This window comes from Paraburkholderia sp. 35.1 (assembly GCF_050436525.1).
GTDB classification, from domain to species: Bacteria; Pseudomonadota; Gammaproteobacteria; order Burkholderiales; family Burkholderiaceae; genus Paraburkholderia; species Paraburkholderia tuberum.
In genome coordinates, this window is record NZ_JBNDMJ010000002.1 from 977,433 (window position 1) to 1,001,955 (window position 24,523).

21 protein-coding genes and 1 pseudogene are annotated in these 24,523 nt (G+C 64.4%); 10 read left to right on the forward strand and 12 right to left on the reverse strand.

The genetic code is table 11. From position 1 onward, the window contains the following. Nucleotides 1–18: 18 nt before the first annotated feature. Genes OKW27_RS10380 through OKW27_RS10395 form a run of 4 tightly spaced genes read left to right on the forward strand, consistent with a single transcriptional unit; the run spans nucleotide 19 to nucleotide 3,708 of the window. Entirely contained in the window at nucleotides 19–561 is a 543-nt protein-coding gene (locus OKW27_RS10380; protein ID WP_429333412.1) for a (2Fe-2S)-binding protein, read from the forward strand. Then, on the forward strand, nucleotides 558–1,568 hold the full coding sequence (locus OKW27_RS10385; protein ID WP_429333413.1) for an FAD binding domain-containing protein: 1,011 nt from the start codon (nucleotides 558–560) through the stop codon (nucleotides 1,566–1,568). The genes OKW27_RS10380 and OKW27_RS10385 overlap by 4 nt, the downstream gene beginning before the upstream one ends. Further along, a complete protein-coding gene (locus tag OKW27_RS10390; RefSeq protein ID WP_429333414.1) occupies nucleotides 1,565–2,644 on the forward strand; it encodes a xanthine dehydrogenase family protein molybdopterin-binding subunit in 1,080 nt (359 codons plus the stop codon). Before OKW27_RS10385 ends, OKW27_RS10390 begins: the two co-directional genes overlap by 4 nt. Continuing rightward, the gene (locus OKW27_RS10395) at nucleotides 2,572–3,708 is read left to right on the forward strand and encodes a xanthine dehydrogenase family protein molybdopterin-binding subunit (RefSeq protein WP_429334578.1); all 1,137 of its coding nucleotides are present in this window, start codon (nucleotides 2,572–2,574) and stop codon (nucleotides 3,706–3,708) included. The genes OKW27_RS10390 and OKW27_RS10395 overlap by 73 nt, the downstream gene beginning before the upstream one ends. 266 nt (nucleotides 3,709–3,974) lie before the next feature. Here the strand turns inward: OKW27_RS10395 and OKW27_RS10400 are convergent, their stop codons facing one another. After that, a complete protein-coding gene (locus OKW27_RS10400) occupies nucleotides 3,975–4,724 on the reverse strand; it encodes an amidohydrolase family protein (protein WP_429333415.1) in 750 nt (249 codons plus the stop codon). Nucleotides 4,725–4,915: 191 nt separating this feature from the next. Here OKW27_RS10400 and OKW27_RS10405 point away from each other — a divergent pair, with 191 nt between their 5' ends. The 5 genes from OKW27_RS10405 to OKW27_RS10425 all read left to right on the forward strand — a co-directional run bounded on the left by OKW27_RS10405 (nucleotide 4,916) and on the right by OKW27_RS10425 (nucleotide 10,058). Further along, nucleotides 4,916–5,812 carry a LysR substrate-binding domain-containing protein gene (locus OKW27_RS10405; RefSeq protein ID WP_090807426.1) on the forward strand — a complete coding sequence of 299 codons (897 nt, stop codon included), beginning with the start codon at nucleotides 4,916–4,918 and terminating at the stop codon, nucleotides 5,810–5,812. A gap of 207 nt (nucleotides 5,813–6,019) precedes the next feature. Then, a complete protein-coding gene (locus OKW27_RS10410) occupies nucleotides 6,020–6,769 on the forward strand; it encodes an SDR family NAD(P)-dependent oxidoreductase (RefSeq protein ID WP_090807424.1) in 750 nt (249 codons plus the stop codon). Nucleotides 6,770–6,847: 78 nt separating this feature from the next. Continuing rightward, on the forward strand, nucleotides 6,848–8,176 hold the full coding sequence (locus OKW27_RS10415; protein ID WP_429333416.1) for an MFS transporter: 1,329 nt from the start codon (nucleotides 6,848–6,850) through the stop codon (nucleotides 8,174–8,176). A 38-nt stretch (nucleotides 8,177–8,214) separates the two neighbouring features. Continuing rightward, nucleotides 8,215–9,060, forward strand: a complete 846-nt coding sequence (locus OKW27_RS10420) for a transketolase (protein WP_429333417.1) — start codon at nucleotides 8,215–8,217, stop codon at nucleotides 9,058–9,060. Further along, entirely contained in the window at nucleotides 9,057–10,058 is a 1,002-nt protein-coding gene (locus tag OKW27_RS10425) for a transketolase family protein (RefSeq protein ID WP_090807419.1), read from the forward strand. Before OKW27_RS10420 ends, OKW27_RS10425 begins: the two co-directional genes overlap by 4 nt. A 35-nt stretch (nucleotides 10,059–10,093) precedes the next feature. On the opposite strand, the gene OKW27_RS10430 is transcribed toward OKW27_RS10425, so the two are convergent. Further along, a complete protein-coding gene (locus OKW27_RS10430; RefSeq protein ID WP_429333418.1) occupies nucleotides 10,094–10,366 on the reverse strand; it encodes a hypothetical protein in 273 nt (90 codons plus the stop codon). Between the two features lie 421 nt (nucleotides 10,367–10,787). Here OKW27_RS10430 and OKW27_RS10435 point away from each other — a divergent pair, with 421 nt between their 5' ends. After that, a complete protein-coding gene (locus OKW27_RS10435; protein WP_090807413.1) occupies nucleotides 10,788–11,696 on the forward strand; it encodes a LysR family transcriptional regulator in 909 nt (302 codons plus the stop codon). A gap of 7 nt (nucleotides 11,697–11,703) precedes the next feature. Here the strand turns inward: OKW27_RS10435 and OKW27_RS10440 are convergent, their stop codons facing one another. The 10 genes and pseudogenes from OKW27_RS10440 to OKW27_RS10485 form a co-directional block, all read right to left on the reverse strand. Beyond that, entirely contained in the window at nucleotides 11,704–11,946 is a 243-nt protein-coding gene (locus OKW27_RS10440; protein WP_260321338.1) for a hypothetical protein, read from the reverse strand. 234 nt (nucleotides 11,947–12,180) lie between these two features. Further along, nucleotides 12,181–13,558: pseudogene (locus tag OKW27_RS10445) on the reverse strand (MFS transporter). 97 nt (nucleotides 13,559–13,655) lie between these two features. Further along, nucleotides 13,656–15,404 (reverse strand): GMC family oxidoreductase, encoded by a 1,749-nt coding sequence (locus OKW27_RS10450; RefSeq protein ID WP_429333419.1) that lies wholly within the window; start codon nucleotides 15,402–15,404, stop codon nucleotides 13,656–13,658. A gap of 33 nt (nucleotides 15,405–15,437) precedes the next feature. Next, a complete protein-coding gene (locus tag OKW27_RS10455) occupies nucleotides 15,438–16,244 on the reverse strand; it encodes an enoyl-CoA hydratase/isomerase family protein (RefSeq protein ID WP_090807408.1) in 807 nt (268 codons plus the stop codon). Between the two features lie 6 nt (nucleotides 16,245–16,250). Next, on the reverse strand, nucleotides 16,251–17,807 hold the full coding sequence (locus OKW27_RS10460; RefSeq protein ID WP_429333420.1) for an AMP-binding protein: 1,557 nt from the start codon (nucleotides 17,805–17,807) through the stop codon (nucleotides 16,251–16,253). Then, complete coding sequence (locus OKW27_RS10465; protein WP_244145040.1) at nucleotides 17,800–18,315, reverse strand: (2Fe-2S)-binding protein; 516 nt, start codon at nucleotides 18,313–18,315, stop codon at nucleotides 17,800–17,802. The genes OKW27_RS10460 and OKW27_RS10465 overlap by 8 nt, the downstream gene beginning before the upstream one ends. Nucleotides 18,316–18,338: 23 nt before the next feature. Continuing rightward, nucleotides 18,339–19,160: an FAD binding domain-containing protein gene (locus tag OKW27_RS10470; RefSeq protein ID WP_429333421.1), complete on the reverse strand. Its 822-nt coding sequence runs from the start codon at nucleotides 19,158–19,160 to the stop codon at nucleotides 18,339–18,341. Beyond that, a complete protein-coding gene (locus tag OKW27_RS10475) occupies nucleotides 19,157–22,186 on the reverse strand; it encodes a xanthine dehydrogenase family protein molybdopterin-binding subunit (protein WP_429333422.1) in 3,030 nt (1,009 codons plus the stop codon). Before OKW27_RS10475 ends, OKW27_RS10470 begins: the two co-directional genes overlap by 4 nt. Continuing rightward, nucleotides 22,183–22,806 carry a UbiX family flavin prenyltransferase gene (locus OKW27_RS10480; protein ID WP_090807398.1) on the reverse strand — a complete coding sequence of 208 codons (624 nt, stop codon included), beginning with the start codon at nucleotides 22,804–22,806 and terminating at the stop codon, nucleotides 22,183–22,185. The genes OKW27_RS10475 and OKW27_RS10480 overlap by 4 nt, the downstream gene beginning before the upstream one ends. Further along, on the reverse strand, nucleotides 22,799–24,292 hold the full coding sequence (locus tag OKW27_RS10485) for a UbiD family decarboxylase (RefSeq protein WP_429333423.1): 1,494 nt from the start codon (nucleotides 24,290–24,292) through the stop codon (nucleotides 22,799–22,801). Before OKW27_RS10485 ends, OKW27_RS10480 begins: the two co-directional genes overlap by 8 nt. Nucleotides 24,293–24,523: the final 231 nt, after the last annotated feature.

Sequence of the window (24,523 nt, forward strand, 5' to 3'; positions counted from 1 at the left end):
ACCGGCAAGGAATTGGGAATGGACGACGCTACTTTCGGGGAGCAATTAGCTCCAAATGGAGACGCCGGGCTGCATTGGTCAAGCAGCGTCACGGTGACGATGCGTGTGAACGGCCAGCCGCGGGCCGCTACGGTGAACCCGCGCGTCACGCTGCTCGACTGGTTGCGCGAAGACTCGGGTCTCAGCGGCGCCAAGAAGGGCTGTAATGAAGGCGCATGCGGCACCTGCACCGTGCTGGTCGACGGCAAGCGGATGAACAGCTGTCTGACGCTCGTCGTGCAATGTGACGGCTGCGAGGTCACGACTGTCGAAGGTCTGGCCGCGTCCGACGGGACGCTGCATCCGGTACAGCAGGCATTTATCGAGCACGATGCCTTTCAGTGCGGCTATTGCACGCCCGGGCAAATCGTCTCCGCGGTCGCCTGCATCGCTGAAGGGCACGCGACCGATGAGGCGAGCGTTCGCGAATGGATGAGCGGCAATCTGTGCCGCTGCTCTTGCTATCCGCAGATCGCGGCGGCCGTGCTCGATGCCGCCGGCGCGGCCGGGTACGAACGATGAAAAACTTCGAATACGCGCGTGGCGCGACCGCGCAACAGGTAGTCGCGTCGTTGGCGGCGGGCAACGTGGCGATCATCGCGGGCGGTACGGAGCTGCTCAACTGGATGCGGCTCGGCATCGCAGCGCCCGATCGCGTCATCGATGTCGGTGGACTCACAGGTCTCGTTCGTATTGTGCGCGAGCGTGACGATCTGGTGATCGGCGCGCTGACGGACCTGAACGTGATCGGTGAAGACGCGCTCGTCGGCGCCCACGCGAGCGCGCTGGCTCAAGCCTGTCTGCTCGCCGCCTCGGCGCAGGTGCGCAACCGCGCGACGCTCGGCGGCAATGTGATGCAAAAGACGCGATGCGCTTATTTTCGTTCGGAAGCGCCGTTGCCATGGGGCTGCAACAAGCGCAATCCCGGGTCGGGCTGCCCGGCGCGCAATGGCATCAACGAACGGCATGCAATTTTTGGCTGGACCGATGCATGCGTCGCGGTTCAACCGTCCGATCCGGTTGTGGCACTGGCTTGTCTGGATGCGACAGCTGAGGTCATCGGGCCGAACGGCGGTCGAATGATCAAGATGACGGAGTTCCACCTGACGCAGCAGGAAGCGGCCGGCATGGGCGGCGACGCCGCCCGGCTCGAGACGAGACTGGCTGCCGACGAAGTGATCGTCTCCTTTCACATACCCATCCGCGCGGACGCACGATCGGCCTACGTAAAAGTCCGCGAGCGCGCCAGCTACGAATATGCGCTGGTCTCGGCAGCCGCATCCGTGGAGCTCGATCGGGATCGCATTGTGTCGGCGCGCATCGCACTTGGCTCGGTGGCGCAACGTCCGTGGCGCCTTCCAGCCGCGGAGGCGTCGCTGGCCGGGCAGGCGCCGACCAAGGAAGTGGTCACGCCGATTGTCGACGCGGCAATGAGCGACGCCCGGCCGCTCGCTCACAATGGCTACAAGGTGACGATGGCGCGCAATGCCGCGGTGCGTGCGTTACTGACGGCAGCAGGGCGATCATGAGCATCGGCACGGCGGTCTCCCGCGTGGAAGGCCAGGCGAAGGTCACGGGACAGGCGAAATTCGCGGCTGACAACACGCCGCCCGGCACGCTTCATGCGGCGTTGGTCGGCGCGCCCGTCGCGTCGGGCCGGCTGATCGACGTGGATGCCACCGCGGCACTTACCTTACCCGGTGTGGTGCGGGTGCTTACCGCGCACGATATGCCGCGATTCGGTGCGGTGCAGCCGCCAGCGGCGGTGCTCGCACTGCCGTTGCAAAACGACGCGATTCGGTACGAAGGCGAGCCGGTCGCAATCGTGCTTGCGGAATCCATCGAGGCGGCGGAAGCCGGCCGCGATGCCGTGCTTGTCCGTTGCGAGCGCGACGACCCCATCCTTCCCGGCGCCGCGACGCGCGAGCCGCCGCCCGAGCCACGCATGCTCGGCGACGATCTGGAGATGGGCGACGTCGATGCGATTTTCGGAACCGCAGAGGCAAGCGTGGCGGCGACGTATATTCAAGCCGCGCGTCACCACAATGCGATGGAGACATCGGGCACCGTTGCGCGATTCGAGCACGGCAAGCTCACGCTGTGGGATGCGGTTCAGGCGAGCGAGAATGTGCCGCTTGTCGTAGCCGCGGCACTCGGCATGAGGCCGGACGACATTCACGTGATCGCACCGCACACGGGCGGCGGGTTCGGCTCGAAGGGATATGTGTGGCCGCACCAGATTCTTGCCGCCGCCGCGGCACGCGTCGCGGGGCGGCCCGTGAAGCTTCATCTGCGGCGTCACGATCAGTTCGTCTGCGTCGGCTATCAGCCGTGGGTGAAACAGGACATCAAGCTTGCGGCAACGGCGGACGGCCGGCTCAGCGCCATCGATCACGAAATCGTCAATTCGAGCGCGATTGCGGACACGCATCTGGAGCCCGCAAGCGAAGCAAGCAAGACGCTTTATGCGTCGCCCGCCATTCGCACCAGGCAGTGGCTGGAGCGGCGCAACATCAAGCCGTGCCCACGCCAATGCGCGCGCCGGTGGAAGGTCCGGGGCTATGGGCGCTCGAAAGCGCGATGGACGAACTCGCCGTGGCGCTGAAGATCGACCCGCTCGATCTACGACTGGCGAACTACGCCGAGGTCGATCCGCATACGAACAAGCCTTGGTCGTCAAAAAAGCTTCGCGAGGCGTATGAGGAAGGCGCGCGGCTTTATGGCTGGCGCACGCGCGGCGAGACGCCACGACGAGACGGAGCGTGGCGCATCGGACATGGGATGGCGACGAGCTCAATGGGCAATTTCCGCTTTCCCGGCGGGGCGCGCGTGCGCCTGAGGTCCGACGGCACGGCGCTGATCGAGGCGAACACGCACGATATCGGCACCGGCACGCAGACGGTCTTTTGCCAGATCGCGGCCGAAGAGCTGGGCTTGCCGATCGAGAACGTGTCGATTGTGTGGGGCGATACCAACCTTCACCCGGCGAGTCCCGTCTATGGATCGAGCGCCACGGGCAGCACGGGAAGCGCGATCGCACTGGCTTGCCGGGAAATCAACGCGAAGCTCGATGCGCTCGGCGGGAAAGACGTTCGCGCGAGCCTGCGGCGGGCCAATCTACCGGAGATGGTCGCGGACGGTGCGTTCACGCTTCCGGGTGGCGCCAGCTTCAGCGCGGACGGCGACGGTACGCCATACGCGATGCGGACGTGGGGTGTGATCTTTGTCGAAGTAGGCGTCGATCCCGAGCTTGGCCTCGTGCGCTTGCGCCGGGCGGTGGGTGCCTATTCCGCGGGCCGGATCATCAATCCGAAAACGGCGCGAAGCCAGATGACGGGCGCGATCATCTGGGGTTGGGGCAAGGCGACGATGGAAGAGAGCGTGCAGGAGCCCAATACCGGTGGCTGGCTCGCGAAGAATCTGTCGAACGTGGCGGTCCCGGTGAATGCGGACATTCCGCTCGATATCAAGATCCACTTCGTCAATGAGTATGATCCGCATGCAAGTGCGATCGGTACCCGCGGCATCGGAGAACTCGGCGCGACCGGCGTGGATGCCGCAGTGGCCGCAGCCGTCTACGACGCCATTGGCTTGCGTGTGCGCGACCTGCCCATTTTGCCGGGCAAGATACTGGCAGGCCTTTCGAGTCAGCACGCCGCTGCGGGATAGCACCATCTGTGCCTTGTATGACAACGCTCGCTGACATATTGCACCCGCACACCGGGAGTTACAGATTTATTTCAGCGAGCGGATGTTCCCGCTGACCGGCGACCGGGAAGTGTCCCCACGGTTTTTCGCGATCCTGTACAGACTGTCGCGAGGCGCCTGCGAACGGCAGTTCACGAGCCCAATTGCGGCACATCGGCAAGTCGGGCATGTCCCGAAGTGCCCCCTCGGCAGATTGCTTTTCGCAGCAAGCCGGAAAAACGCTCAGTTCAGAGCCTATACACCCGCTCCGCATTGTCGTGAAATAGCGCGCGCCGCTCGTGGGACGAAAATTCTTGCGTAATTTCCTTGAATGCGTTGAATACGGCGTCATAGCTGCTAAACAGTTTGTCGACCGGGAAATTGCTCGCGAACATACAGCGGTTTGCCCCGAACGCTTCAATCGCGTGCAGCACGAACGGACGGATGCTATCCACCGTCCATTTCCAGTCTCCCATGCCCAGTCCGGATATCTTGCAGAAAACGTTGGGAGCCGATGCGAGCGATTTCATGCCCTGCTTCCAGCCTTCGATTTCTTCCGGCATCCGGTCGACTGGCATGCCGGTGTGGTTGAGCAAGTGAGGATCGATCAGTGAGAGCGCTTCGATGGCGATGGCCATCGAAGCCCGTTCGCTGTAGCGGGCGCACCCGCGCTGTAAGCGCGGCATGGCGATGTTTTCGGCGACGGATAGATGCGGCAGCAGCGCCAGTTCCTGATTGACCACGGCAATGGTGCCCGCGGCGACATGGCCGCCCACGGATGTGCCGATGTCCTGTCCGTCGAATTCGAGCGAGCCGCCGTCGCGGTCGAACTGGCCAGAGATGATTTTGATGAGCGTCGATTTGCCTGCGCCGTTGCCGCCCAGAAACGCGTGCACTTCGCCTGCGGCGATTGAAATATCAAAACCCTTCAATACGCTCGTGGGTCCGAAGCTTTTGACGATCGAACGCGCCGTCAGCAGAAAGGACGGATAATTCATCGCTGTCTCCTGCGCAGCTGTTGCGCTGCGCAATATATGTCTATGGTTTACCGCGGTGCTGCCGGTGCATTGACGCTGTCAGCATCAGGAAACTTCACAGCCCTGGTTACGCGGCTTGCCCACAGAATGGCAGTGCGGATGGCGTGCTAACAAGGCGGTTTCATTCAACTGCGACTGAAATAAATTTCACTATGCGCATCCCACCCGTGAAAGCCATCGTCGCTTTCGAGAGCGTGGCCCGAACCAGGAGCGTCAGCCGTGCATCCGAGGAACTTGGTCTGACCGCTTCGGCGGTGAGCCATCAGATCAGCAACCTCGAATCGATCATCGGCCAACCGCTTTTCTATCGGTCGGGCCGGGGTCTCGTCCTGACACCGACAGGCGAGCGCTATCTGTCGGACGTGACGGGCTCTCTTGCTGATCTGAGCCGCGCGACCGAGCGCGCATCGAGCCGCGCCGACGTCGATATCCTGCGTGTGCATTCCAGCCCCAGCTTCGGGCTCATGTGGCTGTTGCCCAGGCTCGAGTCGTTTCAGGAAGCCAATGGCGATATCCAGTTGAATCTGGCCTGCTCGTATGAAGATGTATCGTTTACCAGTGGCTACTACGACATCGACTTGCGGCATGGCTATGCGAACTGGCGCGATCTCGAGGTCAGGACACTGCGCAATGAATTCATCGCGCCGCTCGCCTCGCCGAGATATCTGGAAAGCCATCCGGTCAGAACGCCGGAAGACCTTCTGGAGCATCGTCTGATCTATTCGGAGACGCCGCTCGTCCAGTGGAAGCAGTGGTTCGGACGCACCGGCGTGTCCGCTGCGCACAAGACTTTCGATTTCTCGTTTGACCGCTCGTACATGTCGCTCGAGACGGCCGCACTTGGCCTGGGCATTGCGTTAGAAAGCCTGATGCTCGCGTCGGTACGAATCAAGGAAGGTGCGCTCGTGCCGGTATTCGCTGATTCGCACTCTGTCGAAGTGGGCGCGCATCATCTGGTCTATCCGCCCCAGAACGCGGAGCTCCCACGCGTTGCGCGGTTCATCGCCTGGATCGAGCGGGAAATCGGTCACAGGGACCGTACGGCGTAATGACTGCGCCGAATCGGCATCAGGGTATTCCGGTACGTGCATGAGCATGCGGGTTGTTTCGGCGCGTCGACACAGCGACCCGGCATGCCTCGCGGGCTGGCAGCCGGTTACCTGAAAATTTCTCAAGCATAGTTGAGCGCCACGGTGTTGATGCGAGTGACCGCGTGCCGGACACTGCGTCATCAGATCAACACCCAGGAGACAATCATGCTGCTCGACAACAAGGTCGTTATCGTCACGGGCGCGGCTTCACCGCGCGGAATCGGCAAAGCCACCGCCAAAGCACTGGCCGAGCAAGGCGCGCGAATCGTGATCCTCGACTTGCGCGAAGAAGACGCGAAACAGGCCGCTGCCGATCTCGGCGAAGCCCATCTCGGGCTCGCCTGCGACGTCACCGACAAAGACGCTTGCGTGAAGGCCGCAAAGGCGACGCTCGAACGATACGGCCGCATCGACGGCCTCATCAATAACGCCGGCATCACGCAGCCGGTGCGCACACTAGACATCACCGCCGAGGGCTTCGACGCAATCGTCGACGTCAATCTGCGCGGCACGCTCTATATGTCGCAAGCCGTATTGCCGGCGATGAAAGAGCAGAAAGGTGGCAGCATCGTGTGCATGTCGTCGGTGTCGGCGCAACGAGGCGGTGGTATTTTCGGCGGCCCCCATTACAGCGCCGCGAAGGCCGGCGTGCTCGGTCTTGCCCGTGCGATGGCGCGAGAGTTCGGTCCCGACAGCATTCGCATCAACTCGATCACGCCCGGTCTGATCCAGACCGACATTACCGGCGACAAACTCACCGCGGAGATGCGCGTGGACATCATCAAAGGCATTCCGCTTGGCCGGCTTGGCGATGCTGCCGATGTCGCAAACGCGTGCCTCTTTCTGGTGAGCGATCTGTCAACGTATCTCACCGGCGTCACACTCGACGTGAACGGCGGCATGCTTATTCATTGACTGACAGCGTGCGCCCGAGAGAGGGCGCTGAATTCCAGGTACCCGGGCCAACCCGGGGCCAGTGGATGGAGACAAACCATGAAATCCAAGAATACCGCTTCGCCCATCGAAGGCGGCGTGTTGCCCCTTGCCGACTCGCCCAGCTTCGAATCGAAGACCTACGCGAAAGTAAGCCGCCGGCTCATCCCATTCCTCATGCTGTGCTACCTTGGCGCATATCTCGATCGGGTCAACGTCGGCTTCGCGAAGCTGCAGATGCTCAACGATCTGCGCTTTAGCGAGACCGTCTACGGCATGGGCGCAGGCATCTTCTTTCTCGGCTATTTTCTGTTCGAAGTGCCGAGCAACCTCGTCCTTCACCGTGTCGGCGCGCGCAAATGGCTCGCGCGAATCATGCTCACGTGGGCGGTGATTTCCGCTAGCTTCGTGTTTGTGAAATCACCGACGGCGTTCTACGCGTTGCGATTTCTGCTGGGCGTCGCTGAAGCGGGCTTCGCACCTGGCGTAATTCTCTATCTGACCTACTGGTTTCCGGCTGCTCGCCGAGCGAAGGCGCTCTCGCTGTTTTTTATGGCGATTCCGCTGGCCGGCATAATCGGCGGCCCGTTGTCGGGCTGGATTTTGCACTCGCTGCATGGCACGCTGGATATGGCCGGCTGGAAATGGCTGTTCCTGCTCGAAGCGCTGCCTTCGCTCGTGCTCGGTATAGCGATCCTGCTGTATCTCGATGACAGCATTGTCAAGGCAAAGTGGCTCACCGAATCGGAAAAGACCCTGCTCGCACGCAATGTCGCGAGCGATAACGCGCATAAGATCGCCCACATCTCGGTCAGATCGTTCATCGGGGACCGTCGCTTGTGGCTTATGGCCGCGATCTACTTCTGCGTCGTGCTCGGGCAGTACGGTCTGACGTTCTGGCTGCCGACGATCATCCGCAAGTCCGGCGTTGCCGATCCGCTGTGGGTGGGACTGTTCACTGCGATCCCGTATCTGTGCGCCATCATCGCGCTGCCCTTGATCGGCATGAGCGCTGACCGTCGCCGCGAGCGCCGGCTGCACCTGGCGATTCCCATGCTGGTCGCCGCCGCGGGCTTCGCCGTATTGCCCACGCTCGGCAGCATCCCCGCCTCGATCGTCTGTTTGAGTATCGCGGCGGCAGGCATCCTCGCCTCGTCGTCGCAGTTCTGGTCGTTGCCGACAGCCTTGCTAGGCGGCATGTCTGCCGCAGCCGGAATAGCTGCCGTGAACTGCGTCGCCAATCTCGCCGGCTTCTTTTCTCCAGCGATCGTGGGCTGGCTGAACGACCTGACAGGTAAGTCAACAGCGGGGCTGATCTTCATCTCGACCGCTATCACGCTCGGTGCCTGCCTTGTCTTCCTGGTGCCCGCTAAAACCGTGAACCGCTGAACCTCCTTCACCCATTCCGACTGATCACAGGAGACGACATGAACAGTCCATCCAATGCCTCGACGGCATCGCTTGCCGAGCACGCTTACCGTATCCGCAGAAACGCCCTGTTGATGGGCGAAGTCCAGGGACAAGGCTACATCGGGCAGGCGCTCGACATCGCCGATGTGCTGGCCGTTGCTTACTTTGGCGCGATGCGCTATCGCCCCGAAGACCCTGAGTGGGAAGAGCGCGACCGCTTCCTGTTGTCCAACGGACATTACGCAATCGCGCTGTATGCGGCGCTGCTCGAAGCAGGCATTCTGCCGGCCGAAGAGCTAGAAACCTACGGCAGCGACGATAGCCGCTTGCCAATGTCCGGCATGGCCAGCTATACGCCTAGCATGGAGATGTCCGGTGGTTCGCTCGGCCACGGCCTGACCATCGCGGTCGGACGGTGCCTCGGACTCAAGCGCAAGCATTCTGCTTCGTTCGTGTACACGCTGTTCTCTGACGGCGAACTGGATGAAGGCGCGATCTGGGAAGGCATCATGTCGGCAAGCCACTGGAAGCTCGACAACCTGATCGCGGTGGTCGACGTGAACAACCAGCAGGCCGACGGCCCGTCCACGCAGATCATGGCGTTCGAGCCGCTCGTCGAAAAACTGGAGGCGTTCGGGTGGTTCACGCAACGCGTCGACGGCAACGATATTGCCGCCGTGGCCGCTGCGTTCGACGCGGCCCGCGCGCATCCCATTGCGCAACCGCGCATGATCATCGCCGATACACGCATGGGTTGCGGCGTGCCGTTTCTCGAAGAACGCGAGAAGAACCACTTTATCCGCGTCGATGCCCACGAATGGCAATTGGCGCTGCAGGCACTCGAAGCAGGGAGACAAGCATGAGCAACGCAACGACAAGCAAGCCGCGCCTGAAGACCTCGGCCATGATCGCCTCGATCGCCGGCGAAGGACAGATCACGCGTTCGGCGCCTTTCGGCCACGCACTGGTGGAATTGGCACGGCAGAACACGAACGTCGTCGGCATGACGGCCGACCTCGGCAAGTACACCGACCTGCACATTTTCGCCAGGGAGTTTCCCGAGCGCTACTACCAGATGGGCATGGCGGAGCAATTGCTGATGGGCGCCGCGGCCGGCCTTGCGCACGAGGGCGCGCAACCGTTCGTCACGACCTATGCGGTATTCGCTACGCGCCGCGCCTATGACTTCATGCATCAGGCCATCGCCGAGGACAACCTCGACGTCAAGATCGTCTGCGCATTGCCGGGTCTGACTACTGGCTATGGTCCGAGCCACCAGGCGGCTGAAGATATCGCGTTGATGCGCGCGATGCCGAACATGACGGTGATCGACCCGTGCGATGCGCTCGATATCGAACAGATGGTGCCGGCGATTTCCGCACATAAAGGACCGGTGTACGCGCGCCTGCTACGCGGCAACGTACCTGCTGTGCTCGACGAATACGACTACACCTTCGAACTCGGCAAAGCGAAGATGCTGCGCGACGGCGCCGACGTGCTGATCATCTCCTCCGGCATCATGACGATGCGCGCACTTGAAGCGGCGAAGGCGTTTGAAAAAGATCGGATCGACGTGGGCGTGCTGCACGTACCGACCGTCAAGCCGCTCGACACCGAGACGATTCTCCGCGAAGCGAAGCGCTCGGGTCGGCTCGTGGTGGTAGCGGAGAATCACACGGTAATTGGCGGTCTCGGCGAAGCGGTGGCGGCGGAACTGATGCGCGCGGGCGTGTCCTGTCCGTTCCGGCAGGTGGGACTGCCGGATGCGTTCCTTGCTGCCGGTGCATTACCTACGCTCCATGACCGCTACGGAATTTCCACGTCGACGATGGTTGAGGCGATCAAGCGGTGGTTGGTCTGAGGCAAGGCACTCGCCGTCAGACGGGTGACTCGGAATCAGGGGAAATTCGCGGCTGCCGAGGTGCGAATGTCCGGTTCAGGCTCCGTCGTTGGCTCCGCACGCTCCGACACATCATTCCCCTTCGCGTGCATGCACTCCAGGTACGCGAGATCGTATCTTTGCTGCACGTTCAGTTGTGCCCGCGGCACGTGGGCGTCGCTCGCAGCGCGCGTGTCGACACCGCTCGCCAGCTGCTCCCTCGCATACTGTTTGCACTGCGCATCGTCCCGCAGAAAAACGGTGAATGGCTTGTCGCGCCCCGGCTTCACGGCTACCGCCGGCCCTATGGGCTGCGACACGCATCCGGCGGCAACCGAGCAGGCCGTCACGGCAATCTTGATTCGACAAAGAATACTCACGGCGTCCGTCCCTATCCGAGGCTATCAAGACTACGCCAAGCGCGATACGCCGAGGCTGTTGGCTTACGCACCGCTGCAATGCAAGGTTGCGACGCAAACATCCCCGTCGGCGGCTGCGAACTCGGGTGCGTTATCTGGCGACTACCGCTTTGGTGGCAGCTATGCGTCGCCGCAGTCGCCGTCGCCCGCATGATCCCCGGGTTATCCGCAGCAGAAAAACGACGGGCTAACGGCGAGCGGCCCGATGTCTTAAGGGCGACGCAAATCCCGCGCGGCGTTACGATATCTGCGTTCAACCGACAGCCGATTCCTTCCGCCCGACCACCGCCCCATGGAACTGAAGCAGATCCAGTATTTCATCGCTCTCTTCGAGGAGGGCACCGTGACCCGCGCGGCCAAGCGGCTGAACATCGCGCAGCCCGCGCTCAGCATGCAGATTTCGAAGCTCGAAGCCGAAGTGCGGCAGACACTTTTCGCGCGCGGCCCGCATGGCATGGCTCCGACCGAAGCGGCGCGGCTCATGTACCGCCTCTACACGCCGATCATGCGCGACATCAAACATGCCCGCGAGCATCTGAGCCGGCGCGATGTCATCGTGACGGGACGCGTGTCGCTCGGGATGGTGTCGTCGGAGGCGCAAAGCGTGCTGCCCGAATCGCTCGCACGGTTCGACGCCCTTTTTCCGCAAGTCGAAGTGTCCGTCGCGGACGGCTTCAGCGCGCAACTCATCGACGCCGTCGAAGCGGGCCGACTCGATGCCGCGATCATCAACAAGCCGCGCGGGCGGCTCACGCTCGACGTGGAGCCGCTGCTGGTGGAAGAAATGGTGCTGGTGACGAGCGCGGCGCACGGGCCGGATCTGCCGGAGACGATGCATCTGGTCACGCAGTCCGGTATCGAATTTGTGCTCCCCACGCGCCGCAACGGACTGCGCGGCGCGCTCGACGCCGCCTTGATGGCCGCCGACGTCGTCATTCAGCCGAAGTTCGAGATCGATCTGCTCAGCACCATCGTGCAGTTCGTCGAGCAGAGCAGCATCGCGACGATCCTGCCGCGCGTCGTGGTGCAGGCGAAGGTGGACGAAGGCCTGCTGCGGGCGCGCACGATCGACTCGCCGCCGATCGTGCGTCACATCATTCAGGTCACGCACCCGAAGCGGCCGATCGGGCCGGCGGCGCAGGCGCTCATTGCGATCATCACCGAGGAGATCCGGCGCGTGACCACTGGCGCGCGGGCTTAGTGAAAACTCAACCGCCGCTCGGGCTCATCGGTTCACGCGCGCTGCACGACGCATCGCTGCGCGTGCCGAACAGCGTGTCGCAGATCGGGAACGTGAGGTTGAAGTTCTGCGTCGCCATAAGTTCGGGATCGTGATGCGTGACGTGCAGGCGCCGGACTGTGTTGATGAGCGGCACGCGGTCGAGAAACGGGCTGTCCGTCACATGCGAAAGCGTGTGCAGCCCTTCGTACATCAGATAGTACGCGGCCATGCAGCACATAGCGGTGCGCGGCCCATTCCGCCCAGTTGCCGAACAGAAAGAGCGGCACGACCGCGAGCCATTCCGCGAACGTCGGCGCATGAAGCTGCGCGGCGCAATAATTCGTCGCGAAACTTGTAGGATCGCGCGCGAATGTCGTCGTCATACTTCATGATGAGCGTCTCCTTTTTCTATCGGACGATGCGCGGGCGCGCTCTTCGGCGCGCCCGCCGATGCTTGCATGCTTCAGGACGGATTGCGCGCCGCCCCGTTTTCGAGCTTGCCGAGCGTCTCGGGCACGACGAACGCGCCGATCAGGAAGATCACGCTGATCGCGCCGACGAAGATCGCGAGCGTCGACGGCAACTGGCTCGCATCCTTCGCGACGAGCGAGACGAAGGTCGGCATCATCCCGCCGATCGCGAAGCCGATATTCCATGAAAGACCCGTCCCGGTCGCGCGGATCGCAGTCGGAAAGCGCTCGTTCAGGAAGATCAGGATCGGCGCATAGCCCGCGCTGCCGAGCGCGGAGAGCAGCACCGCGTACACGCCGATCATCGTGATGTTCTGCGCGGTCGGCAGCAGCACGAAGAGCGCAGGCAGCGCGACCAGCCGGATGAGGCCGAGCCACACGAACGCGCTCTTGCGCCCGATGAACGTGCTCAGATGCCCCGCCGCAACGGAGGCGACGACCACCGCCACGCTGCAGATCATCAGGATCGCGGCGGCCGCGCCGTTCGGCACGTGGCTCACGACCTTGAGGAAGGTCGGCAGATAGCCCGACGTGAGGTAATAGCCGCTGCCGCCACCGATGGTCAGCAGCAGGTTCACGAACAGCACCTTGCGATAGTCCCGCGAGAACAGCGTGCGAACCGGCGAGCGCACCACTTCCACCTGCCCGCTCTTGACCTGCGCGGCGGCCTTGGCGGCCTTCTCGGCGGCGAGCTTCTTCCAGAGCGGCGATTCTTCCAGGCTATTGAATACGAAGAGGCCGAGCAGCGAACTCAGGATGCCGGTAAAGAACATGCAGCGCCAGCCCCAGACGTCGAAGAGATCGCCGGGAAAAAGCGACGACATCGCGAGATACGTGAGCGACGCGAGCAGTGCGCCAAGGCCCGCGCCACCCGCCGCCGATCAGCCCCGAAACCGCGCCGCGATACTTCGGCGCGACGGATTCCGTGCCGATGGTATGCGTCGAAGCCACCACGCCGCCGACAAACACGCCCTGCACGAGGCGCAGCAGCATAAACAGGACCGGCGCGACGAGGCCCACCTGCGCGACCGTCGGCAGCATGCCGAAGGCCGCCGTCGAGAGGCCAACGCCAACGACCGCGACGATCATCGCCCCCTTGCGGCCATGACGGTCCGCGTAGGAGCCGAAAAGCGCGGAACCGAGCGGGCGCATCAGCAGCGTCACCGCGAACGACGCATAGACCGCCGCGAGCGAGAGCATCGCGTGCTCGGATGGGAAGAACAGACGCCCGACCACCGGCGCCACGTACAACAACACGAACAGGTCGAACAGATCGAGCGCCCAACCCATGCACGAGGCCACGACTGCGCCCATGACCTGGCGCTGATTGACGTGAAGCGCGGCGGCACCTTCTTGCGCTGCTACGGACATTTGCATCTCCTTGTATGTCACTGGGCCGTCTTTCGATCGCCCCCGTGTCGCAGGCACGTTTGTCTTTTGGCGTGCTCTTGTCGAGGTTAAAAAATCGTCAGTGCGCGGCGGCGAGCGGCGGCGCAGCGGAGTCGCTGGATGCGCCCGATGCCAAGCTCGCGCGTCGCTGCGCGACCATCGCGTGGGCGATCTTCTCGGCGATCATGATGGTCGGTATGTTGGTGTTGGCCGAAGGCAGTCTCGGCATCAGCGATGCATCGACCACGCGCAGTCCCTGCGCGCCGTGCACGCGCCCTTCGGTATCCGTGACGGCGTCGCGATCCTGCGCGCCGCCCATGCGGCATGTGCCGCTCGCATGCCACACGCCGAACACGTTCGCGCGGATGAAGTCGGCAAGCGCGCGGTCGTCGGCCAGGAGCGCGGCCATGTCCAGCCCGCGCGTGAAGAAGCGTTCGATCAGAAAACGACGCAGCGGCGCGGGCGTATCGAGCAGCGTGCCGAGCATCGAAGTCAAAAGCGCGTTGCGCTCGCCGACCTGGCTCAACGACTTAACGCGCGGAGAAAACGCCGCTGGAAAGAAGTCGCGCGGATCGCGTCCGAGCCCCGACGCCTCGACCACGTTCGCGAGCATCCGCACGCCGGTAGCGAGCCGTTGCAGATCGCGTTCGTCGTCGAGCAGATTCAGGTCGACACGCGCAGCGGCGGCGGTATCGGCGGATACGAGCTGCACGCGGCCGCGCGAGTACGGCCGGTTGCACCACAGGAAGAAAAGGCCCAGCCGGTTGCCCAGCTCGTGCCATGCCGCGCGTGTCGCGCTCGACACATACAGGTCCGACTCGTCGCAGCCCGCGACGCCGGAGCTCATGCGCGCGGCCATCATGCTGGCGCGGCGTCGCGCGAGCGGCATGCGAAAGCGCGGTTCGAGAAAATGACAGAACGTGAGCGACGGATGATCCTGCAGATTGCGCCCGACGCCCGGCCGATCCACCGCACACGCGATGCCGAGCGCCGCGAGTTCGCGGGCATCGCCGATACCCGCGCGCATCAGCAGCGCAGGCGACTGAAGCGCGCCCGCGCTCAGCACGACTTCGCCCGCCTCGAAACGCACGCGCTCGCCGCTTTGCGCCAGCGCGATCACGCCGCGCGCCGCCGCGCCTTCCATCACGATGTGCTCGACGCGAAGGTTCGAATACACCGTGAGATTCGGGCGCTTGCGCGTGGCTTCGTCGAGATAGGCGATGGCCGTGGACACGCGCTTGTCGTCGATGTTCGAGAACGCGCCGGGGAAAAAGCCGTCGCCAAATTCGCCGTTCTGATCCTGCAATTGCGCGACGCCATTCGCGCGCAAGCCCTTGGCGAACGCATCGCAGAAGGGCGGCCAGTCTTTCGGCATGATGCGGCGAATCGGCACGGGGCCGTCGCTGCCGTGCAGTTCGCCGCCCGGAAAGTTGACGTCGCGTTCCAGCTTGCGAAAGTACGGCAGCACGTCACGCCACGCCCAGCCATCGGCGCCGTTCGCAGCCCACTCGTCGTAGTCGCGCGGCAGGCCGCGATTGGCCGATTGCACGTTGATGCTCGACCCGCCGCCCATCACGCGGCCCTGCTCGTAGACGCGCGGCGCGGCGTCCCTGGTGGCTTTCGCCTTCAGGTCCGGCCAGATGTAGGTCTCGCCACAGAAGACGGGCATCGGATAGCCGTCGAGGATGGCGGCGGGCACCGCGCCCGGCGGCGTATCGGCGCCTGCTTCGATCAGCGCGACGCGCAGCGACGGCACGGCCGACAGCCGATGCGCCAACACGCATCCCGCAGAGCCGCCGCCCACGATGACGTAATCGAACCGTTCCATCCTCCGTCTCCTGTTCTTCTGTGACGCTGCTTATCAACTTCCGCGAAACACCGGCTTGCGCTTGCCATGGAACGCCTCGACGCCCTCGCGGAAATCGTCCGATGTGCGCAGCCGGCTATAGCAATGCCCTTCAAGTTCAATAGCAATGGAAAGCGGCGCATCTTCCGAATCGTTCAGCAGCTTCTTCGCGGTGCGCTGAGCGAGCGGTGAGAACGCGCGCAGTTCGTCGACGAGCGCATCGGTGGCGGTTTCCAGTTCCGTGTCGGCCACGCAGTCCACCGCAATGCCCCACTCGTAAGCCTGCTTCCCCGGAATGCGGCGCGAGCGCATCACGATGTCCTTCGTCCGGCCGATGCCGACCATCGCCTGAAGACGAGCCGAGCCGCCCGAGCCGGGAATCTGCCCGAGCTTTTGCTCCGGCAGCGCATAGAAGGTCGTTTCGGTGACGATGCGGAAATCGCAAGCCAGCGACAGCTCGAACCCCACGCCGAAGCAGAAGCCGCGATTGGCCGCGATCACCGGCTTCGAGCAACGGGCGGGCGCCGCGATATTCCACGCGAGCTTCGACACGTGCTCCGGCGACGCTTCCAGAAAGCCCTTGATGTCACCGCCGCTCGAAAAGTGCTCGCCCGTCGCGCGCACGACGATCACGCGCACGCGCTCGTCGTCGTCCAGCGCCTCGAAGACGAGGCGCAACTGGTCGCGCGCGCGCATCGAAATGACATTCAACGGCGGCCGATGCAGGATGATGTCGGCGCGCTCGCGTTCGGCGTCGATCTCGACCGAGAAGCCGTCGAGGTCTTGCAGCAGCGTCTGGCCGCGATGGTTCAAATCGCTCATATCGGATTACTCCTTTGTGGTCTGTGTAGGTTGAACGTTGCCGTCGGATGCGTATTCGCCCGCCGAGAGCTTGCGGCGCAGAATCTTGCCGACCGGCGACTTCGGAATATCGTCGACGAACACGTAGTCGCGCGGGCGCTTGAAGTTGACGAGGTCGGACTGGCGACACCAGGCGTCGAGCGCCTCGGCATCGACGTGTTCGCGGCGCTTGATGAACGCGACCACGCGCTGGCCCCAGCGCTCGTCCTTGACGCCCGCGACCGCGACTTCATCGACGGCCGGATGCAGCGAGAGCACCGATTCGATATCCACCGGCGAGATGTTTTCGCCGCCGCTGATGATCATGTCGTCGACGCGGCCGGTCACGTACAAATCTCCGTCGCGGTCGAAATAGCCGGTGTCGCCGGTGAAATACCAGCCCTCGCGCAGCGACTTCGCGTTCGCGTCCGGGCGGTTCCAGTAGCCTTCGAATGCTTCGTCGCCGAGCAGGTCCGCGATGATCTGGCCTTCCTCGCCGGCCTGTGCGATCTCATCGGGCGACACGGCGTCGAGCTTCACGACGCGCAGCCGCGTGTTCACGCCCGCGCGCCCGGCGCTGCCTGGCTTGCGCGTCGCGTCCTGATCGATGCTGACCGTGTAGACCTCGGACGAACCGTAGTGATTGACGAAGATCTCCGGCTCGAACGCAGCCGACAGGCGCTTGAGCAAACCATCGTTCATCGGCGCACCCGCGAAGCCTAGCTTTCTGACCGACGACGTATCGGTGCTGGCGAACGCGCTGTCCGCGAGCAGATCGTGATAAAGCGTCGGCACGAGATAGAGGCACGTGAGCGCGTACTTCGCGATGGATTCGAGCGCGAGCTTCGCGTTCCAGCGACGCACGCAGACGAAGACGCCATCGACGAGCGCCATCGAAAGCAGCGAGCGCACGCCCATCGTGTGATAAAGCGGCATCACGCCGAGCGTGCGTTCGCCGCGCCGGTACAGGTTCTGCGCGACGTGCGCGAGCGCGCCCGCGCGTTCATGTCGATGACGGCGCGGGACACCCTTCGGCTTGCCGGTCGTGCCGGACGTGTAGAGGATCAGCGAGATATCGTCGGCGGTGGCGTGCGTCGTCTCGCCGGTGCGCGTGCGTTCCGCGAGCAGCGCGTCGAAGGCCATCGTGCGGCCGGGGGCGTCGTCCAGACCGATGCGCAGCACGTGCTGCGCGGCGGCGCTTTCCACGACGGCATCGGCGCAAACGGGTTCGTAGACGATCGCCTTCACGCCCGCATCCGTCACGCAGTACTCGACTTCCTCCGGCTTCGCGCGCCAGTTGAGCGGCACGATCACGATGCCCGAGAATTGCCCCGCCCAGTGCAGCGTCGCCATTTCCCAGCGGTTTTGCAGCACGACGAGCAACCGGTCGCCGCGTTGCAGCCCGAGTTCGCGCAGGGCATCGGCGACATTCAGAATCATGCGATGCCACTGCGCATAGGTCAGTTGCATGTCGCCATCGACGAGCGCGAGCGCGTTCGGGCTGCGCTCGACGCTTTGCAGAAACGTGCGGCCGAGATCAAGCATGTTCGGCCTCCTTCTCGCCGCGCGCCTCGACCTGACGACGCGCTGCCACATCGAGCACGGCCGCGACGATCGGCGTATAGCCGGTACAGCGGCAGATATGGCCCGAGAGCATGTCGCGCACCTGATCCTCGGTCGGATTCGGCACCCGCTGCAGATAGTCCGCACATGACATCAGAATGCCCGCCGTGCAGAAGCCACATTGCAGCGCGTGATGGCGCTGGAACGCCTGCTGCAAATCGCCGAGCGTCTGGTCGGGCGCAAGACCTTCGACTGTGTCGATGCGCCGCGCATCGGCCTGCACCGCGAGCATCAGGCACGAGCGCGCCGCGACGCCATCCACGTGCACCGTGCATGCGCCGCACACGCCATGCTCGCAGCCGACATGCGTGCCGGTCGCGCCCAGTTCGTGGCGGATGAAATCCGACAGCAGTTCGCGCGGCTCGCAATGGCCGCTGCGTTCGCGGCCATTGAGCGTCAGCGTGATGCGCCGCTGCTCCCCTTGCCGCATGATGTTGTCCGATGTGTTGCTGCTCACGTAGCCTCCTCGATCACGCGCCATCCCAGTTGCCGGACGAGATTGCGTCGATATTTCGCGCTGATGTACGCGTCGTCCTGCGCGTTCAGTTTCCAGCTCAGGTCGTTCAATGCGCCGCGCAGGTCGTCGCCTGTCAGACGCGGCCAGCTTTCCGCCATCGGCCGGTCCGCGACGCCGCCGACCGCGATACGGATCGAATCGTCCGTCACCACCGCCGCGCACGCGACGATGGCGAAATCGCCGTGCCGCGCCGAGAACTCGGTGAACGCATAGCGTTCGCCGGGCTTCCTGAGCGGAAAGCGCACGGCTTCCACGAGTTCGTTTGGCTCGCGCGCGGTCATCAGCATTCCCTGAAAAAAGTCCTGCGCGGCGAGCGTGCGGCGCTTCTTTTTCGAGCGCAGCATCACGTCGCCGCCGAGCGCGGCCAGCACGAGCGGCAGTTCTGCGCTCGGGTCCGCATGCGCGACGGAGCCGCACACCGTCCCGCGATTGCGAATCTGAAAATGCGAGATATGCGGGAACGCCATCGCGAGCATCGGCACTTCGTCGCGCAGCGTGGGACGCCATTCGACGCTGCCTTGCGTCGCCGCCGCGCTCACGACGAGATGGCCTGCTTTGTCATCCACGCGCACGGCGTCGAGTTCGGCGGTGCGCGAGATATCGACCAACACGCGCGGCTGCGCGAGCCGCATGTTGAGCACGGCCATCAGCGATTGACCGCCCGCCAGCACGCGCGCGTCGTCGCCGGTTTGCGCGAGGGCGTCGAGCGCGTCTTGCGTCGTCATGGCGCGCAGATAATCGAACGGCGCGGGCTTCATACGTGCCTCCTGAAGCGGGCCAAAATCCGCGCAATCCACGACTTGCGCTGCTCGACGGGCTGGCCCGCCGCCTGCCGTCCGAGCGATTCGAACAATTGCTTGAGCACGACCTTCGCCGCGCCTTCGAGCATGCGTGCGCCGACCGCCGCCACCTTGCCCGACACCTGCGCTTCATAGTCATAAGTGAGGCGGGTGCCGGTTCCCTGCGGCGTCAGCTCGACGAGACCGTTGCCGCGCGCGCTGCCGAGCGGCGAGATGCCCGCGCCCGCGAGCCGCAGCCGGTGCGGCGCGTCGATCTCCGACAAGCCGATGCGCGCCTCGAAGCGCGCCTTGATCATGCCGACGCCCACCGTCACGTCCGCGCGATACTGATTCGGCGCGGTCTCGTCGAGCGCATGGCAGCCGGGAATGACCTTCGCGAGCGCCTTCGGGTCGAGCAGCACGCCGAACACGGCTTCGGGCGTCGCGGGCAAATCGACCGTGCCGCGCGCCGTCAACGCCTTGCCGCCCGGCGTCGCGGGCTTCGCAGCCGGTGCTTCGCGCAGTTCGGGCCGCGACGGTTCGGGATCGTCGATGCCGATCAGCGCCATCACTTTGGGCGGCGTGAGCGGCAGGCGGATATCGTCGACGCCGAGGGCATCGGCCACCGCATTCGCGATGCACGGCGGCGTGCTCATGTTGTTGCCTTCGCCGAGCCCCTTCGCGCCGAGCGGCGTGAAGGGCGACGGCGTCTCCAGATGTACGATCAACGGGTCGGGCACTTCGCAGGTCGTCGGCATCAGATAGTCGGCGAGCGTGCCGGACTGGAAACTGCCGTCCGCGCCGTAGCGGAACTCTTCCATCAGCGCCGCGCCGACGCCTTGCGCGAACGCGCCGCGAATCTGGCCATCGGCGAGTGCGGGATTGAGTAGCGTGCCGGCGTCGTGCGTCGTCACATAACGGTCGATGCGCACGCGCCCCGTCACGCGGTCTACTTCCACGCCGCACATGTCGAACGCGAAGCCATACGCCGCCGACGTGTTGATGCGATCCTGCTCGTCGGGCGCGTCCATGTGCGGCGGCGACCAGAAGACGCTCTCGCGCAGACCCGGCTCCTCGCCTTCCGGTAACAGCGCGGGCGCCCAGTGCGGCGCATTGCTTGCGGCGCGCGCGAACGGCAACGCGCGCTCTTCGGCACCGTTCGGAAAGACGCGCGCGCCTTCGAAGCGCACGTCGCCGGGCGCGCAGCCGAACTGCTTCGCGAGAATGCGCGCGAGCTTTTCGCGCACGCGGGTCGCGGCCAGATGCACCGTGCCGGCCACCGCGCCCGCGAATCGGCTCGAATAATTGCCCGCCGCGACGGACCACGCGTCCTTGTGCGTATCGAATTCGACGTTCACGACGATGTCCTTCGGGTCGAGCCCGAGCACATCCGCGACGACTTGCGCGCACACCGTCATGTGGCCCTGGCCCGCTGGCGTCGACGCGATGGTGACGACCACGCCGCCGAGCAGATCGACGCTCACCGTCGCGCTGGCGATCGCGCCGTTCTTCGGCCCGGCTTTCTTGCGGGCGTCGGGCGGCATCACAGTCGTGATGTATCCCATGTTCGATACCGACGGCTCCACGATCGCCGCGAAGCCGATGCCATAAAGACGCCCAACTTTGCGCGCCGCGTCGCGTCGCGCGACGAGTTCGTCGTAGCCGCCTTCGGTCATCGAGCGGCGCAGCGCTTCCTGATAGTTGCCGGAGTCGAGCAGCGCGCCCGCCGTCGCGCGATACGGAAAGGCATCGGCGGGAACGAAGTTGCGGCGGTACACATCGAGCACATCGAGCCTCAGTTCGACGGCGATACGCTGAATGAGCCGCTCCAGCGCGAAGTAGACCTGCGGTCCGCCGAAGCCGCGCACGAGGCCGGTCGGCGTCTTGTTCGTGAGCACGACGCGGTTGCGCACGACGAGATTCGGAATGGCATATGCGCCCGTCAGGCAGCCGTGCATCCGGTAGAAGGTCGCGGGTTCGGGCGCGCGCACGTAGCCGCCGATATCTTCCAGTTGATCGTAGGAAAGCGCGACGATGCGGCCATCGCTTTCAACGGCCGCTTCGATGGTCGAAAGACGCGCGGTCGCGGAAGTCGCCGCGCTCAGGTGTTCGAGCCGGTCCTCGACCCATTTCACCGGCGCGCCGGCCTTGCGCGAGGCGAGGCACATCAGCACGACATACGGAAACACCGCCTGCTTGACGCCGAAGCTGCCGCCGGAATCGCGCGGGGCCTTGTGACGCAGACGGTTCGCGGGAACGTTGAGCGCCATCGCCATGACGGCGTGCAGCGAAAACGGTCCCATGAAATTGGATGTGACGTCATAGCCTTCGCCGCCCGACAGATACTCGGCGATGACCACGCCGCATTCGATCGGCGCGCACGTGTTGCGCGGATAGTGCGCGACGAGCTTCACGCGATGCGGCGCGTTTTCGAACGCGGCTTCCGGTTCGCCATAGCGGAAACGCCGGTCGCTGATCACGTTGCTGCCGACGCGCTCGTGCAGCACCGGCGCATCGCCCCGCACCGATTGTTCGATGGACGTGACCGGATCGAGCATCGCGTAGTCGACCTTGATGAGGTCGAGCGCGTCTTCAGCTAGCGCGCGGGATTCCGCCATCACCACCGCCACCGGCTCGCCGACGTAGCGCACGCGGTCCATCGCGAGCGCCCACTGCTCCATCGGCGACTTCACGCCGACGACGAAGGGTCGCGACCACGGACGCAGATCGTCGCGCGTGAGCACGGCGTGCACGCCGTGCAGCTTCGATGCGGCTTCGGTATCGATGGAAACGAGTTCCGCATGCGCGTGCGGCGAGCGCAGAATCGCTGCGTGCAGCGTGCCGGGCTTCACGGCGATATCGTCGCCGTAGCGGCCGCGGCCCGTGAGAATCGCGGGGTCTTCGAAGCGCTGCATCGGCTGGCCGACGTGGCGCTGCGGCTTCGCGGCATCGCTGTCGGCCACGCGCGCGTTGATATCGGCAAATCCGGTTTCGCGCTGATTCATGGTGTCACTCCGTCATCTTCGCCGCGGCTGCCGAATTCATCGGCGAGACCGCTCCAGCGGCGCGCAATCTCGCCGTGCTCGATGCCGAGCAGATCCAGAATGCGCCCGACCGTGTGATCGACGACATCGTCGATGGTCTTCGGATGCGCATAGAACGCCGGCACCGGCGGCATTACGATGGCGCCCATTTCGGTCGCGAGCGTCATGTTGCGCAGATGCGCGAGATTGAGCGGCGTCTCGCGCGCGACCAGCACGAGGCGGCGGCGCTCCTTGAGCATCACGTCGGCGGCGCGGGTCAGCAGATTGTCCGCGAAGCCGTTCGCGACACCCGCGAGCGTTTTCATCGAACACGGTGCAATCACCATGCCTTCGCTGAGGAACGAACCGCTCGCCACGGCCGCGCCGATATCGCGCACGTTATGCACGACGTCCGCGAGTTGGTCGACGTCGCCGCGCGTGAGGCCGAGCTCCTGCGCCGCCGTCACTGCACCCGACGCCGACACGATCAGATGCGTCTCGTGCGTGCCGAGGCGCCGCAGCGCAGCGAGCAGCCGCACGCCGATGACCGCGCCGCTCGCGCCCGAGATGCCCACGACGATGCGCTTCTTCCGCTCAGCCATGATCGCGCGCGAGGTAGGCGTCGAGCGCGCTGTTGTCGGCGGCGACGAGCGCGGTCAGATCCGCGGTGTCCTGACCCGGGATGCGCACGCGTGTGAAGACATGCGCCGGATAGACGACCGGGCGCGTCGCGTCGAGTCCCATCTTCGCGCTGATGCCTTGCAGATGCGCGGGGGCGTCGTCGGGCTGGCCGACCGTCGTCGAGGGATCGAGCGGCGAGCCTTGCGCGCCCGCGATGACGACGAGATCGCGGTCGGCCTGAAAGCGCGTCGCAATCGCCCATTCGATTTCTGCGGGATCGTGCACGTTCACGTCCGTATCCACGACGACGACCAGCTTGATGTCGTAATGCGCGCCGAACGCGCAGAGAATCACGTTCTTCGCTTCGCCTTCGCGTTTCTTGTCGAACTGCACCCACAGGTGATACCGGCACACACCGCCTACCGACAGATGCACGTCCTTCACCGCCGGATGGCTGCGCTGAAGGTGCGCGAGGAGCGTCGCTTCGCGCGGAATCGCGCCGAGCAGCAGATGCTCCATTTCGGCCGGCACGATCGTATGAAAAATCGGGTCGCGCCGATGCGTCACCGCCGTCACTTCAATGACTTCGCGCGCTTCCTTCGCGCTGTAGTACTTTGGGAACTCGCCGAATGGGCCTTCCGGCTCGCGCACGTTCGGCAGAATGCGTCCTTCTATGACGATCTCCGCGAATGCGGGCACATGCACACCGCTCGTCACGCATTGCGCGACCGGCAGCGGCGCGCCGTGGAGCGCGCCAGCGATTTCGAGTTCGTCGTTATCGATCGGCGTGATCGCTTGCGAAGCGAGCATCGTCAGCGGATCGACGCCAATGGCGACGGCCACGTCGAGCGCATCGCCCGCTTCCTCGGCGGCGCGCTGGAACGCGTAGAGATGGCGCGGCAGCAGCAGTATCGCCATGCGATCGCGGCCATGCACCTGAATGCGGTTGATCGACACGTTCTGCACGCCGGTGCGCGGATTGCGCGCAATCACGAGACCTGCGGTGATGTACGGGCCGTTGTCATGCTCGCTATGCGTGGGAATAGGCAGAAGCGCGTGCAGATCGATTCCGCTCGTATGCACCACTTGCTGGCACGGCGCGTCCTCACGAGCAATGACTTTCGACGCGAGCGGCTCGGCGGCAGCGGCGGAAAAACGTGCGAGCAAAGCGGCTTCGTCGACGCCCATTGCTTCGGCAATCCACGCCCGCTTCGACATGAATCCGCTCACGACCGGAACCGCATGGCCGCCGGGGCGCGTGAAAAACGCCGCTTGCGTGCCGTCGAGGCGTTTGGCGATAGCGGCGAGTTCGTGTTCGAGCGCAACCGGCTTGTCGATGGTCGCGAGGCGTCCCGTCTTCGCGAGATGCGCGAGCCAGTCGCGCAGCGAAAGCGAGCCCGCCTCCGAGCCTTCCGGGGCCCACGAGAATGAGGAAATGCCGTTCTTTGCGGCATCGCGTATGTTCATCAGCGTCTCCATCTGTGCTGTGCCCGGCAAAGTGAGGCCGCAGCGAGCGATGGGGTCAAGCGTAGCGATATCGCGCCATAACTTCTAATAGTGTTTTCTGATGCGCTGGATCATTCACTCTTATATCAGTGTTAGCCCCGATGACAGCGTTCTTACGGTTACGTATCAATAGATCCGTCCCGCAACCCGTACTGGCGGGCGCGGGCGGCAACGGCGCGCGGCAGGCACGCA

Excerpts from the sequence above, each read along its gene's own strand:
- OKW27_RS10405 (WP_090807426.1), top strand. The coding sequence starts at position 4,916 with ATGCGCATCCCACCCGTGAAAGCCATCGTCGCTTTCGAGAGCGTGGCC.
- OKW27_RS10390 (WP_429333414.1), top strand. The coding sequence starts at position 1,565 with ATGAGCATCGGCACGGCGGTCTCCCGCGTGGAAGGCCAGGCGAAGGTC.
- OKW27_RS10435 (WP_090807413.1), top strand. The coding sequence starts at position 10,788 with ATGGAACTGAAGCAGATCCAGTATTTCATCGCTCTCTTCGAGGAGGGC.
- OKW27_RS10395 (WP_429334578.1), top strand. The coding sequence starts at position 2,572 with ATGCGCGCGCCGGTGGAAGGTCCGGGGCTATGGGCGCTCGAAAGCGCG.
- OKW27_RS10410 (WP_090807424.1), top strand. The coding sequence starts at position 6,020 with ATGCTGCTCGACAACAAGGTCGTTATCGTCACGGGCGCGGCTTCACCG.
- OKW27_RS10400 (WP_429333415.1), bottom strand. The coding sequence starts at position 4,724 with ATGAATTATCCGTCCTTTCTGCTGACGGCGCGTTCGATCGTCAAAAGC.
- OKW27_RS10455 (WP_090807408.1), bottom strand. The coding sequence starts at position 16,244 with ATGAGCGATTTGAACCATCGCGGCCAGACGCTGCTGCAAGACCTCGAC.
- OKW27_RS10415 (WP_429333416.1), top strand. The coding sequence starts at position 6,848 with ATGAAATCCAAGAATACCGCTTCGCCCATCGAAGGCGGCGTGTTGCCC.
- OKW27_RS10380 (WP_429333412.1), top strand. The coding sequence starts at position 19 with ATGGACGACGCTACTTTCGGGGAGCAATTAGCTCCAAATGGAGACGCC.
- OKW27_RS10480 (WP_090807398.1), bottom strand. The coding sequence starts at position 22,806 with ATGGCTGAGCGGAAGAAGCGCATCGTCGTGGGCATCTCGGGCGCGAGC.
- OKW27_RS10470 (WP_429333421.1), bottom strand. The coding sequence starts at position 19,160 with ATGAAGCCCGCGCCGTTCGATTATCTGCGCGCCATGACGACGCAAGAC.
- OKW27_RS10425 (WP_090807419.1), top strand. The coding sequence starts at position 9,057 with ATGAGCAACGCAACGACAAGCAAGCCGCGCCTGAAGACCTCGGCCATG.
- OKW27_RS10465 (WP_244145040.1), bottom strand. The coding sequence starts at position 18,315 with ATGCGGCAAGGGGAGCAGCGGCGCATCACGCTGACGCTCAATGGCCGC.
- OKW27_RS10385 (WP_429333413.1), top strand. The coding sequence starts at position 558 with ATGAAAAACTTCGAATACGCGCGTGGCGCGACCGCGCAACAGGTAGTC.
- OKW27_RS10475 (WP_429333422.1), bottom strand. The coding sequence starts at position 22,186 with ATGAATCAGCGCGAAACCGGATTTGCCGATATCAACGCGCGCGTGGCC.
- OKW27_RS10420 (WP_429333417.1), top strand. The coding sequence starts at position 8,215 with ATGAACAGTCCATCCAATGCCTCGACGGCATCGCTTGCCGAGCACGCT.
- OKW27_RS10450 (WP_429333419.1), bottom strand. The coding sequence starts at position 15,404 with ATGGAACGGTTCGATTACGTCATCGTGGGCGGCGGCTCTGCGGGATGC.
- OKW27_RS10440 (WP_260321338.1), bottom strand. The coding sequence starts at position 11,946 with ATGGCCGCGTACTATCTGATGTACGAAGGGCTGCACACGCTTTCGCAT.
- OKW27_RS10460 (WP_429333420.1), bottom strand. The coding sequence starts at position 17,807 with ATGCTTGATCTCGGCCGCACGTTTCTGCAAAGCGTCGAGCGCAGCCCG.
- OKW27_RS10485 (WP_429333423.1), bottom strand. The coding sequence starts at position 24,292 with ATGAACATACGCGATGCCGCAAAGAACGGCATTTCCTCATTCTCGTGG.